The organism is Arthrobacter sp. FW306-04-A (assembly GCF_044358315.1).
GTDB lineage: Bacteria > Actinomycetota > Actinomycetes > Actinomycetales > Micrococcaceae > Arthrobacter.
In genome coordinates this window covers 4,135,485-4,147,621 of the sequence record NZ_CP084559.1, presented here as the reverse complement: position 1 = coordinate 4,147,621, position 12,137 = coordinate 4,135,485, and the positions used below count along the sequence as shown (strand labels likewise).

The 12,137-nt window shown below is 64.5% G+C and carries 10 protein-coding genes, 1 pseudogene and 1 riboswitch; of the genes and pseudogenes, 7 read left to right on the top strand and 4 right to left on the bottom strand.

Annotated features, from left to right (window positions below; genetic code table 11):
- Positions 1 to 381, top strand: coding sequence for a hypothetical protein (locus LFT43_RS19375; protein WP_395799633.1), 381 nt, complete (start codon positions 1 to 3; stop codon positions 379 to 381).
- A gap of 19 nt (positions 382 to 400) precedes the next feature.
- Positions 401 to 551, bottom strand: a riboswitch (cyclic di-AMP (ydaO/yuaA leader).
- Between the two features lie 142 nt (positions 552 to 693).
- On the opposite strand, the gene LFT43_RS19370 is transcribed toward LFT43_RS19375, so the two are convergent.
- Positions 694 to 1,770 carry a flavin-containing monooxygenase gene (locus LFT43_RS19370; RefSeq protein ID WP_395799631.1) on the bottom strand — a complete coding sequence of 359 codons (1,077 nt, stop codon included), beginning with the start codon at positions 1,768 to 1,770 and terminating at the stop codon, positions 694 to 696.
- 98 nt (positions 1,771 to 1,868) lie between these two features.
- On the opposite strand from LFT43_RS19370, the gene LFT43_RS19365 reads away from it, so the two are divergent.
- Positions 1,869 to 2,462, top strand: coding sequence for a TetR/AcrR family transcriptional regulator (locus LFT43_RS19365; protein ID WP_395799628.1), 594 nt, complete (start codon positions 1,869 to 1,871; stop codon positions 2,460 to 2,462).
- 6 nt (positions 2,463 to 2,468) lie between these two features.
- Here the strand turns inward: LFT43_RS19365 and LFT43_RS19360 are convergent, their stop codons facing one another.
- Entirely contained in the window at positions 2,469 to 2,861 is a 393-nt protein-coding gene (locus tag LFT43_RS19360) for a helix-turn-helix domain-containing protein (RefSeq protein WP_395799626.1), read from the bottom strand.
- Between the two features lie 55 nt (positions 2,862 to 2,916).
- Between LFT43_RS19360 and LFT43_RS19355 the strand changes: the two genes are divergently transcribed.
- Both LFT43_RS19355 and LFT43_RS19350 read left to right on the top strand, forming a co-directional pair.
- Complete coding sequence (locus tag LFT43_RS19355; protein WP_395799624.1) at positions 2,917 to 3,654, top strand: TetR/AcrR family transcriptional regulator; 738 nt, start codon at positions 2,917 to 2,919, stop codon at positions 3,652 to 3,654.
- Between the two features lie 199 nt (positions 3,655 to 3,853).
- Entirely contained in the window at positions 3,854 to 5,137 is a 1,284-nt protein-coding gene (locus tag LFT43_RS19350) for an acyl-CoA dehydrogenase family protein (RefSeq protein WP_395799622.1), read from the top strand.
- 850 nt (positions 5,138 to 5,987) lie between these two features.
- Here the strand turns inward: LFT43_RS19350 and LFT43_RS19345 are convergent.
- Positions 5,988 to 6,266 (bottom strand): HPr family phosphocarrier protein, encoded by a 279-nt coding sequence (locus LFT43_RS19345; RefSeq protein ID WP_395799620.1) that lies wholly within the window; start codon positions 6,264 to 6,266, stop codon positions 5,988 to 5,990.
- Between the two features lie 40 nt (positions 6,267 to 6,306).
- Positions 6,307 to 7,995: pseudogene (ptsP, locus tag LFT43_RS19340) on the bottom strand (phosphoenolpyruvate--protein phosphotransferase).
- A 117-nt stretch (positions 7,996 to 8,112) separates the two neighbouring features.
- Here ptsP and LFT43_RS19335 point away from each other — a divergent pair.
- From LFT43_RS19335 to LFT43_RS19325, 3 genes are all read left to right on the top strand, one after another.
- Entirely contained in the window at positions 8,113 to 8,835 is a 723-nt protein-coding gene (locus LFT43_RS19335; RefSeq protein WP_234751842.1) for a TetR/AcrR family transcriptional regulator, read from the top strand.
- Positions 8,836 to 8,904: 69 nt separating this feature from the next.
- The gene (locus LFT43_RS19330; protein ID WP_395799618.1) at positions 8,905 to 10,884 is read left to right on the top strand and encodes a PTS mannitol transporter subunit IICBA; all 1,980 of its coding nucleotides are present in this window, start codon (positions 8,905 to 8,907) and stop codon (positions 10,882 to 10,884) included.
- A complete protein-coding gene (locus LFT43_RS19325; RefSeq protein ID WP_395799616.1) occupies positions 10,884 to 12,032 on the top strand; it encodes a mannitol-1-phosphate 5-dehydrogenase in 1,149 nt (382 codons plus the stop codon). Before LFT43_RS19330 ends, LFT43_RS19325 begins: the two co-directional genes overlap by 1 nt.
- The last annotated feature ends 105 nt before the right edge of the window (positions 12,033 to 12,137 follow it).

Below are 12,137 nucleotides of genomic sequence, written 5' to 3'. Positions count from 1 at the left end.
ATGGTCGCAGCCTTTTTCAGGACGGCATGGGGTTCCCGGTTGAACGACGATCCGGCAAAGGACATCGGAGCAAAGCCTGCACGAGCAGCCGTTGGAAGGGCGGTCGCGGCTGCCTTCTGGGTTTCGGTGGGGGCCGCCGCCGTTGTTGGTGGAACCGCCGGAATGCTCGCGGTCTCGCTGGCTTGGGCTGCCCGCTTCCGCTCGGCCGCGCGGGCGGCCGCTCGCGTGGTGGGCGCCGCCGTCGTCCGGTTCGTCGGGGTAGTGGGTGGCGGCGTCGAAATTTCGGAAGCCGGCTCAGGCATGAACGGTCCGCTGTCTTGGGCCCGACGGCGTCCGGTTGGTTTGGTGCGCTCGCGCGCCACTTGGGCACGGCGAGGCTGATCCATGGTTGGGGACATGGTAATTGCCTCTCAACGCCTTCGAGGTTAGCTGTCGGGTTCGGACGAGGCCGTCCGGCCGCGCATGGCGGCTTTACCCCAAGGGCCTGCGGAGAAGTAGGCCCGGAGACTCTGGGTCCCCCGTCTCTGCCGCAGGTCTAGCGGAATCCGGGTTGCGGCAGAGCTCGGCGTCATCCCGGAAGCGGCCCAGCTGGGGATTGGGTCGCCCCTCGACGGTACAACAGCCGAGTAGCAAAGTCACATTTAGATAACGGGCCGGGCGGCCGGTATTCGGCAGGGATTTTCGCCAAGCGATCTAGTCCCGCGGCGCTACAGCCTGCCCGGCGATGAGTCCGGCGACGTGCTCGGCGTCCCGGCCGACACCGCCCACGAGGCCCGAGGTCAGCCCGTATTGGAACGGCATGCCCACGAAGAACAGCCCAGGCAGTTGTTCCACGGCGCCCCGGCAGGTAAGCGGCCAGCCGTCCTCGTCCGCCGGAAGCCCTTGGATCCAAGCAAAGTCCGGTTGGTAGCCGGTCGCCCAGATCACTGTGGAGACTGGGAGTGTTTGGCCATCGTCCAGGAGGGGTCGGCCCCCGTGGGTGCCCGTCATGCGTGGCAGGCGGGTGACTCCTGCGACGCCGAGCTCTTTCGTCGAGGCCCGGATCAGGGGTGCGCCGTGCTTGGTGAAGCCGACCGCAACTTTGCGGCCGATAGGGGTGGATCGGGTCATCACGTTGTGGATGAAGAGCCACCAAAGCCCGCCGGCGTATCGCGTCACTGGACCCGGAACGTGGAACGGGGGAGTTCCGGCGATGTAGGTGCGGTGGCTGGATGCGAGCTCCAACGCAATTTCGACGCCGGATGTCCCGGAGCCGACCACCAGGACATCTCCGGGCGGAACCGAGTCCGGGTTGGCGTATTCCGCGCCGTGCAGTTGGTGGATGTCCGGGTCCAGGGCCTCCGTGAAGGCTGGAATCCTCGGGCGCGCATTCGGGCCAGTGGCAACAACAACGTTCGTGGCCAGGATCGGTCCGGAGCTTGAGTGGATTCGGTATCGCCCGTCGTCGCGCTCGATTCCGGTGACCTGGACACCATGACGCACCGGGAGGTTCCAGTTGCTGGCGTACGCCTCGAGGTATTCGGCCATGGCGTCTTTGCTGGGAAACGTGTCCCTCTTGGCGGGGAAAGGCATGCCGGGCAGAGAGTCGTGCTGCGCCGGGGTGAACAGCCGCAAGGAATCCCAGCGGTTCCGCCACACGTCGCCTGTGCGGGCATATGAGTCCAGGATTAGGAAGTCTTGCCCTTGTTTCTTCAGATGGAATCCGGTGGCGAGCCCGGCCTGTCCGGCGCCGATAACCGCGGTGTCTACTTGCTCAACGTTCCGGTCCATCGCGAAGCCTCCTGAGGTGTACTGGCCTCATTAGAGTAGCATTCCAGTAATTGGAATGCTATTCTTTTTCCGTGGAGATTCGGCACAATGACAGGCGGATGGCTCAAGCTGTCGCCACCAAAGCTGCTGTGGTTGAGGCCGCCAGAAAGCTGTTCCTAAGCAGGGGATACGTGGCCACTACTATCGGGGCAGTTGCCGAGGAAGCTGGCGTGGCTATCCAGACCATTTACAACTCCGTGGGCAACAAGGCGGCGCTGCTCTCGGCCGTGGTCGACGCGACGGCTGCCGGTCCGGAGGCGCCGCGTTCCGTTCCGGAGACCATGCGCGAGCGGACAGCCGCGGCCGTCGATGCCGGAGCGGTTCTAGCGTTGTTGGCCGACTGGTTCGCCGAGGTGCATCCGCGAAGCAGCCAATTATTCAGCGTCATGAGGCAGGCCTCCGCCGTCGACGCCGAAGCGGCAAAAGTGGAGCGGGACCGGGCAGAGCTCCGGCTACGGAACTACGCTGAAGCAGCTGACGCTCTCCGGCAACGCGGGGCCCTGACCTCCGGCATGAACGATGAGCAAGCAGCGGCCGTGATCTGGTCGGTGGGCCACCCTGACACCTATCGGTCACTGGTACTGGATTTCGGCTGGGAACCGGAGCGTTACCGGGATTGGGTCCACGCGGCGCTGAAGGCGGCGCTCGCCTAGCTTCCGCTAGGTGCTTTCCTCTTCTGCCGTGGCCGTCTTCTTCTGGGTCTCCAGCCACGCCATGATGTCCGCGAGCCGGATGCGGCGGTGCGTGCCACGGTATTCGACCGGGATTTCGCCACGATCGGTCATGTTGCGCAGGTAGGTGTGCGAGATTCCCGCGAGTTCGGCCGCCCTCGACGTCGTGAGCATTTCCTCCACGCTGCTTACGGTCACAGCTTCGCCGCGGCTCAGCCGGCCGAGGAGATCGACGACGGCATCCCTCGCCTCATTTGGCAGCCGGTGGACGGTGCCGTCGACGAAAACGGTGATGTCGTTGCTGTCCTGGAGTGAGCGCGCCAGGTTCTGCGCGTCGTCTGCCGGCAGGCCAGGCGTCACACGGGGAGCTATCAATGCCATGGCAGAAGCCTAGCCGCATCGATTTGTTGGGCGGAACTGCGCTAGATTCACGCCTATGGTCAACTACCCCGCCAATACGGATCCGGGCCCCGCCGTGGCCGTGGCAATCGAGCTGCTGGTGCGGCAAGGCTACGACGCAACCTCGGTGGATGATCTCGCCGATGCCGCAGGAATCAGCCGCAGCACATTCTTCCGCAAATTCGGTTCCAAAGAGGACATCGTTTTCGCTGATCACGACCGGATTCTGGCCCGGGTTCAGGAACTGCTTTCGCGCACGACGGCGGCCCCCTTGCGCTCCGTCGTGGACGCGGCCCTCTTGGTCTTCGACCACCACGTGGGCAACCGGAAAACCTCCCTGGCCCGCCATGAACTTCTGCATCAAGTCCCGGCCCTTCGTGATCGTGAACTGGTCATGACACATCGCTATCAGCGGGCGTTCCGGAATCATCTCCTTTCTGCGCTGCCCGAGGGTGAGAGCCGGGAACTCACTGCCGTGGCCTTTGCTGCATCGGTGGTTGCGGTGCACAACAGCGTCTTGCGCCAATGGCTGCGGGCGGCTGTTGACCGCGAGCACATCGAGGGCGAGGCGCGGGAGGCTGAAGCCCAAGAGTTGGCCGCTCGGCTCGCGCGGGATTTGGGCGCCCTGGCCGACACTTTCGCCAGTGTTTCAGCCTGCGAGGCGACCGGTGCGTCGTCCGCGGAAAGTGGCCGTCCCGCCGTCGTGGTTGCTGTCCTGGATCCAACCGCAGGCACGGAACAAATCCTCGAAGCGGTCCGCGACGCCCTGACATAGCTCTTCTCGGCGCGGGCGTCGGATTCTGCTGGATCACTCGGGTGTCGAATCAAAACAACCCCGTGGTTTCGCGGCCCCGTCTTTGGGCGGCGCGGAGTGATCCAGCAGAAACTCTCACTGGAACTGAGTTCCTTGACATGAAACTGAGTGTCAGCGCATGCTGGAAGTCGCAGATCAACCCCAGAGCGAGGATTCCCCCATGACGACGACGTCCGACGAAACTTCCGCAGAACTGAATGCCGTTTTCCCTGACGGCACTGTTTTTCCGGTAGGCACTGCTTTCCCGGAAGGCACTGTGGAGCCCGAATATGTCCTGAACGAAGCCCTGGACCCGGATCCGGCCTCCGTTTTCAAAGACATCGGCAACGAGGACCGTGCCTACTGGGATCGTGCGCGGGCCTTTGTCCAAGATGAAGTCCTCCCGGTCATCGCGGGCTACTGGGAGCGCGCGGAGTACCCGCTGCACCTCGTGAAGCGTTTGGGCGAACTCGACCTGCTGCGCGACGGGATCGACGTCGGCGGGTTCCCGGCCATGAGCAAGACCGCTGCGGGGCTGGTCACCATGGAGCTGAGCCGCGGCGATGGCTCCATCGGCACGGTGGTGGCGGTCCAAGGTGGTTTGGCATTGCGTTCCGTGGCCGAATGCGGTTCTCCGGAGCAGCAGGCCCGCTGGCTTCCCGCGCTTTCCCGGGCCGAGGAATACGGTGCCTTCGCCTTGACCGAGCCGGCGCATGGCTCCGACTCGGTGGGACTCGAGACGACTGCGACGCCCGTCGAGGGCGGTTATGTCCTCAATGGTGAAAAGAAGTGGATCGGCAACGGCTCGATCGGCGGCCTGACGGTGGTCTGGGCTCGCGGTGACGACGGGCAGGTCCAGGGCTACCTTGTCCCGCAGGACTCCCCTGGCTACTCCGCCACGACCATCGAGGGCAAGCTCTCGCTGCGGGCCATCTGGCAGGCACACATCCGCTTGGAAGACGTCTTCGTGCCGTGGGAAAACGTGCTCCCGGGCGCCAGGAGTTTCAAGGACACTGCCCGAGTCCTTTTGGCGACCCGGCTGGGAGTGGCCTGGTCCGCCGTCGGGCATGCCACTGCCTGCTACGAGACTGCGGTGCAGTACGCCGCCCAGCGCAGGCAGTTCGGCCGCCCGCTGGCCGCTTCGCAGATTGTGCAGGAGCGCCTTGCCCGCATGCAGTCCGAGCTCGCCACTATGCAGCTCCTGGTCATCCAGATGACCAGGCTGGACGAAGAGGGCGTCCTGACCCCTGCGCAGGCGGCGCTCGCGAAGTTCACCTGTACCCGGACCGCCCGCAGCATCGCCTCGAACGCGCGAGACCTGCTGGGTGGCAACGGAATCTTGTTGGCCAACCGCGTGGCACGGCACTTCGCCGATATCGAAGGCATCCACACCTATGAGGGCACGGAGACCGTTCAAGCGTTGATCATAGGGCGCTCCATCACGGGCATTTCCGCCTTCGCCTGAGCGAGTTGCTCTTGCCCCGTACCCCGTTACGCTCGCTCCCCTTTAGGGCCTTTTGACGGGACGCTCGCTCCCCTTAGGGCCTTTTGACGGGACGCTCCTGCAGATCTGCAGGCCCTATTTCCCTCAGTCCAGTGCGGTCGCTAGAGCGCCATGGCGTCACTCCACCAGGGCAATCGCGACGCCCCCCACGTGCTTCTTCTTGGTCCCACGACCGAGCACATGCCGTTCGAGTAGCGCCAACCCATAGGATCGGAGAAATTCGGATAGACGCTCCGCGACGGCGGTGTACAGTCCACGCCGAACTTCAACGGTTCGCCCACTGCTTTGGCTGCCACCCTCCCGTACCGCCAGTACGCAGTGCTCGACTCGAGGGTCTCGGTTGTGAAGTAGTCGAACGCGAGCAGGCTGCCCTTGGCGCACCAGCCGCATGCCCAGCCAAGGTACACCGGGCGCGATATCTGGAGGAGCGTTGGGCAGGAGGCCGTCATATGTGAGGGAGCGTCGGGTTGGAGCAAGCGATGAGGGCGGTTAAAGAAAATTCCAATTTCCGCGTCACGATTCGGCACCCGGTGCCACAAAGAGACAGCGCGCCATCGCGGTCCCCCATACTTGGTGGCGCGTTTTCCGGTAGAGACCCCGGGAAGCTGTGGCCGGCCCTTGCGGCCGGCCACAGTCCCCACCGGCTCCCAGCCTTCGCAAGCTCAGGCCGGGCCCCTCGCCGGTGTGGGCCCACCCACCGGCTCCCAGCCTTCGCAAGCTCAGGCCGGGCCCCTCGCCGGTGTGGGCCCACCCACCGGCTCCCAGCCTTCGCAAGCTCAGGCCGGGCCCCTCGCCGGTGTGGGCCCCGGCATTAAACGGCGTCGAGGTCTGTTTCCAACAGGGTAACCAGGGAATCCAAAGCAGCCTCGGCGCCGTCGCCCTCTGCCCGCAGCACCACGACGTCGCCCTTCGCCGCGCCGAGCGTCATGAGCGAAAGGATGCTGGCGGCGTCGAGCGCGTCATCGGCAGGGGCTCCGGCCATCGCGATGGTCACTTCAACCGGGGATTCGCCTGCGGCTTCCGCGAAGATCGCCGCGGGGCGGGCGTGCAGTCCGGAGCGGCTGGCGATGGTGGCGGTGCGTTCGGGCATGGGTACTCCTTGTGTTCAGATCGAGGTTGTGCGGCCGGGTTCAGAGCCCGAGTTCCTCGAGGATCGGCAGCTTGGCACGGACCCAGGCCTTGGCGTCGAGGGCGTCGGAAGCGCTCAGCGCCAAGCGGGCCAGCTCCTGTGCCTGTTCCAGGGTCACCGTTTTGAGCACGGTTCCGACCGCCGCCAGAGACCGGGCGGTCATGGATAGCGTGGACACGCCCAGGCCAACAAGTACGACGGCGAGGGCCGGGTCTGCGGCTGCCTCACCGCAGACGCCAACTGGTTTGCTGTTGCCTTCTTCCGCGGAGCCGGCGACGGTCAGCTGCACCAAGCGCAGGACGGCAGGCTGCCACGGCGTGTTGAGCTCGGCAAGGGGGCCGAGTTGCCGGTCGGCGGCCATCGCGTACTGCGTGAGGTCGTTGGTGCCCAGTGACGCGAAGCCTACGTGGCGCAGGACCGAGGCCGAGGTCAGTGCCGCGGACGGAACTTCCACCATGACTCCGGGAGTCTTGATCCCGGCGGCGTCACAGAGAGAGGCGAAACGGGCGGCTTCGGCCGGTGTCGAGATCATGGGCGCCATGACCCACACTTCAGCTTCTGATTCGCTGGCCGCGATGGCGATTGCCTCGAGCTGGCGTTCCAAAACGCCCGGCGTGGTGAAGTCGGTGCGATAGCCGCGCACACCAAGGGCCGGATTGGGTTCGGTGGCATCGGTGAGGAAAGGAAGGGGCTTGTCGGCGCCGGCGTCGAGGGTCCGGAGCACCACTTTCTTGCCCGGAAAGGCGTCGAACACGCCCCTGTACGCGGCGGCTTGTTCCAGCACAGTCGGCTCGGTATCGCGTTCCAGGAAGCAGAACTCGGTGCGGAAAAGGCCCACACCCTAGGCGCCCAGTGCGGCGGCCGCGGCAGCGTCCTTCGCCCCGCCCACGTTGGCGAGAAGCGGCACCAAGTGGCCGTCCGCCGTCGTGCCGTTTCCATCAAAAACCGCCAGCGTGGCAGCATTTTCGACCCAGGCGAGGGCGGCGGCGCGCTGCTCCTCGGAGGGTTCGAGGGAAAGGGAGCCAGCCGCGCCATCCACAAAGACCTCGGCGCCGTCCGGGATTTCGTCCACCCCACGGGCAGCGACGACGGCGGGCAGGCCGAGCGAGCGCGCGATGATCGCCGTGTGGGACTGCGGTCCGCCGCCCGATGTGACCAGTGCTGTCACCATGGCGGGGTCCAGCGTTGCGGTGTCCGCCGGGGCCAGGTCTTCGGCCACCAAGATGAACGGTGTGTCCGACGCCGGGATCCCCGGGGCGGGGACGCCGCGGAGTTCGGCGACGATCCGGGCGCGGACGTCCAAGACGTCAGTGGCGCGCTCGGCCATGTAGCCGCCCAGGTTGTGGAGCATTTCCGATACCGAGGCGCCGGCTTCCCAGATGGCGCGTTCCGCGGAGCTGCCGTTGTTGTTGATGAGCTTGGTGGCCGACTTCAGGAGCATGGTGTCCTTGGCCATCAGCGCGGTGGCTTCCAGCACGGCCTTACCGTCTCCGCTGGCCCTGTCGGCGCGCGCTTTGAGTTCGTCGTGAACCGATTGGGCCGCCGCTTTCAGTCCGGCGACGGCTTCTTCCGCCGTGGTGGAAACGGCTAGCTGCTCGCCCGACGGCGGTTCGCTGACTGGCTTGGGCATCTGACGGATAGTGCCAATGACGCGGCCCGGGCTGACGCCTACTCCTTGGAAATTCTGCACTGAAATCCTCTGTTCCTGCTCTCGGATCGGACCCACCGGCTGCGGCGCCTCGGGGTCCGAAAAAATCTCCTGTGACTCACTTCATATAGCGTTGCTATAGGTGCTAGGGTAGCGGCTATGAGTTTCGATGACCAGCTTCCGCCTAAAACTCGGCTGCTCCGTGCAGCTGCCGAGTTGCTGGCGAATTCGGACGGGTCGCCGGTCTCTACGCGCCAAATCACCAAACTTGCCGGCGTCACGGCGCCCACGCTATACCACCACTTCGGCGACAAGGAGGGGCTGTTCGACGCCGTCGTTGCAGCCGGCTTCGAGGAGTACGTGGCGGGAGAGCGGGACTTCGCACCTTCTGGGGAACCCCTGGAAGACGTCCGGCGGATGTGGGACAACCACGTACAGTTCGGACTTACCCAACCGCACCTTTACCTGGTGATGTTCGGCAATATCCGTCCCGAAAGCAGGCCGGCCATCGTGGCTGATGCAGAGTCGCTTCTGGAGGAAATGCTGAGCAAGGCGGCCATTGCCGGGCAGATCAACGTACCCCCGCGCGAGGCGGCAAGGAGCATCCTGGCAGCCAACGTTGGTGTCACGCTCATGCTCATTGCAGAGCCATTGGAAGACCGGAATCTCGAGCTCTCCACCATGACCCGGGATTCCATGATTTTCGCCGTGTCCACGGAAACAGCCCGTGGCGCCGCAGCCGACGACTCCGGCAAGTCGTCCGTTGTTGTTGCGGCAATCGCGCTGAATGCGGCACTCCAAGCCTCGCATTCAGACCAGCTATCCAGTTCGGAACTGAAGCTTTTCCTTGAATGGCTTCACCGAATCTCCAGCAGCTCCTAGAGCTGTCCTCCTTCGATAGATATCGACTGATCCCGCACTGATGCGGGGCTCACGTTAGGAATTCACACAATGGCAACAGTGTCAGTTGCGAAACAGCGCACCAGCGTGCGCGTTGGTGTCCAAAAGTTCGGAACGTTCCTCTCAGGCATGATCATGCCGAACATCGGGGCCTTTATTGCATGGGGCATCATCACCGCCCTGTTCATCAAGACAGGTTGGGTGCCCTTCCCCGAACTCGGCGGCTTTGGCAACAACGCTGCCGGCACGCCGAACGTGGGCCTTGTCGGCCCAATGATCACCTACCTGCTGCCACTCCTCATTGCCTACACCGGCGGCAAGATGGTCTACGACGTCCGGGGCGGCGTTGTCGGGGCCATCGGCACCATGGGTGTGATCGTCGGCGCAGGTATCCCGATGTTCATTGGCGCAATGATCATGGGTCCTCTCGGCGGCTGGACGATGAAGAAGATCGACGCCATCTGGGATGGCAAGATTCGGCCCGGCTTCGAGATGTTGGTAAACAACTTCTCCGCGGGTATTTGGGGCGCCTTGCTCGCCATGCTCGGCTTCTTCGGTATTTCTCCGCTGGTCCAGGCCTTCAGTACGGCCGCGGGCAATTTCGTCCAGTTCCTGGTGCACAACGGACTCCTTCCGCTTACCAGCATCTTCATCGAGCCCGCCAAAGTTCTCTTCCTCAACAACGCAATCAACCACGGCGTGCTGACCCCGCTGGGCATCCAGCAGTCGCTGGACCAGGGCAAGTCCATCTTGTTCCTGCTTGAGGCCAACCCCGGTCCGGGAGCCGGAATTCTTCTCGCCTACATGTTCTTTGGACGCGGGGCAGCGAAGGCCTCGGCGCCGGGCGCTTTTATCATCCAGTTCCTTGGCGGGATCCACGAGATCTACTTCCCGTATGTCCTGATGCGCCCGCTGCTCATCCTCGGAGCTATCGCTGGAGGCATGACAGGCATTGCGACACTTGCCATCACCAACTCCGGCCTCGTCGCTCCGGCGGCCCCGGGATCTATCTTCGCAGTCATTGCCCAGACCTCCCGTGACAGCTATGTGGGCGTCATTTTGTCGGTCATCTTGGCAGCGACGGTATCGTTCCTCGTCTCCTCGCTGATTCTCCGCACCACGCATCACAGCGACGAGGTTGATCTTGGCGCAGCCACCTCCAAGATGGAAGAGCTCAAGGGCAAGAAGAGTTCCGTTTCCTCCGCGCTCCTTGGTGCTGGTGGCGGCACCGCCCTCCTGACCCGTCCCATCGAGAACATCGTGTTCGCCTGCGACGCCGGCATGGGCTCCAGCGCCATGGGTGCATCGGTGCTGCGGAACAAGATCAAGGCGGCCGGTTTCCCGGGGGTCAAGGTCACCAACGCGGCCATCGCCAACCTCACCGACACCTACGATGTCGTCATCACGCACCAGGACCTCGCCGAACGCGCGCAGCCGCTCACGACCGGAGCTGTGCACGTCTCGGTGGACAACTTCATGAACAGTCCGCGGTATGACGAGATCGTCGAGCTGGTCAAGAGCAGCAACGCGGCTCCCGCCGCTCAAGGTTCGACGACGGCGGCCGAGCCTACCGCCCAGGCGGCCACCGCCGTCGGGGGCAAGGATGTCCTGCTCGCCGAAAGCGTGATCCTCAACGGCACAGCGACGGACCGTGACTCGGCCATCGACGAGGCGGGCAAGCTCCTGCTGGACCGCGGCTCCGTGGACATGGACTACATTCACGCCATGCATGAGCGCGAGGAATCCGTGTCCACGTACATGGGCAGCTTCCTGGCTATCCCGCACGGCACCAACGCTGCAAAGGACCACATCCTGCACTCCGGTGTGTCGATTGTCCGCTACCCCGAGGGCATCGACTGGGGTGGCAAGCAAGTCAAGTTCGTCGTCGGCGTCGCTGGCATCAACAACGAACATCTCCACATCCTGGCCTCCATCGCCAAGATCTTCACGAACAAGGCGCAAGTGGCCCAGCTTGAGCAGGCCACGTCGGTGGAGGAAGTGCTGGATCTGTTCGGAAAGGTCAACGCATAGTGAAGGCAGTCCATTTTGGGGCCGGGAACATCGGACGGGGATTCGTCGGCTTGCTGCTGCACGAGGCTGGATATGAGGTGGTCTTCGCAGATGTCGCGGACGCCTTGATCAGCCAGCTCGCCTCCGCATCCTCCTATGAGGTCCACGAGGTCGGCGAAAATGCCGCGGTCAAGACCGTGTCCGGTTTCCGGGCCCTGAATTCGGGCTCCGAAGAGGCTGCCGTCGTCGCGGAAATCGCGACGGCGGACCTCGTCACCACGGCGGTGGGGCCGCACATCCTCAAGTTCGTGGCGCCGGTGATCGCGCGCGGCCTGGCCGGCCGGTCGCCGTCGTTGGCACCGCTGCAGGTCATGGCCTGCGAGAACGCGATCAACGCCACGGACCTCCTGCATTCCGAAGTGGAAGCCGCTTGGGACGGTGCCGCGGGTGATCTTTCCTCTGTTGCAGTGTTTGCCAACACTGCCGTGGACAGGATTGTCCCCAACCAAGCGCCCGGCCAAGGCCTGGACGTCACTGTGGAGACCTTCTACGAGTGGGTCATCGACCGGACCCCGTTCGCGGGTACGCCCCCGGTGATTCCGGGAGCGACCTTCGTGGACGAACTTGGTCCGTACATCGAGCGCAAGCTGTTCACCGTCAACACTGGCCACGCCTCGGCAGCGTACTTCGGCTATGGCGCCGGCTTGGAGAAGATCTCCGAAGCCATGGCCGATGCCTCGGTGGCTGCACGGGTACGGGCCGTGTTGGAGGAAACCAAGCAGCTTCTCGTGGCCAAACACGGCTTCGTCGAGGCCGAGCAGGAAGCGTACGTGCAGAAGATCCTGTCCCGCTTCACCAACCCATACCTGCCGGACACCGTGAACCGGGTGGGCCGTGCTCCGCTCCGCAAGCTGGGCCGGCATGAACGGTTCATCGGCCCGGCCGCGGAGCTCGCCGAGCGCGGAGTCACTCCCGTTGCCTTGCTCGACGCGATGTCCGCCGCCCTTCGTTTCGACGACGGAGCAGACGACGAAGCCGTGGAGCTCACCCGGATGCTCGCGGAAATGGACGCCGCCGAGGCGGTTGAGCGCATCACGGACCTGGCGCCGACGCACCCGCTGTTCCCGCAAGTGCGGAAGCTGATCGAAGACCGCAAGGCCGAGGCCTAAACCGCGGCCCCGACTCCCCGGGTCCCGGTTGACCCGGGGTCCGGCTCCCCGGCGACGCTCCTGCAGATCTGGCCCGCTTTTCCCGAACGCCCGCTCACCTTTGGG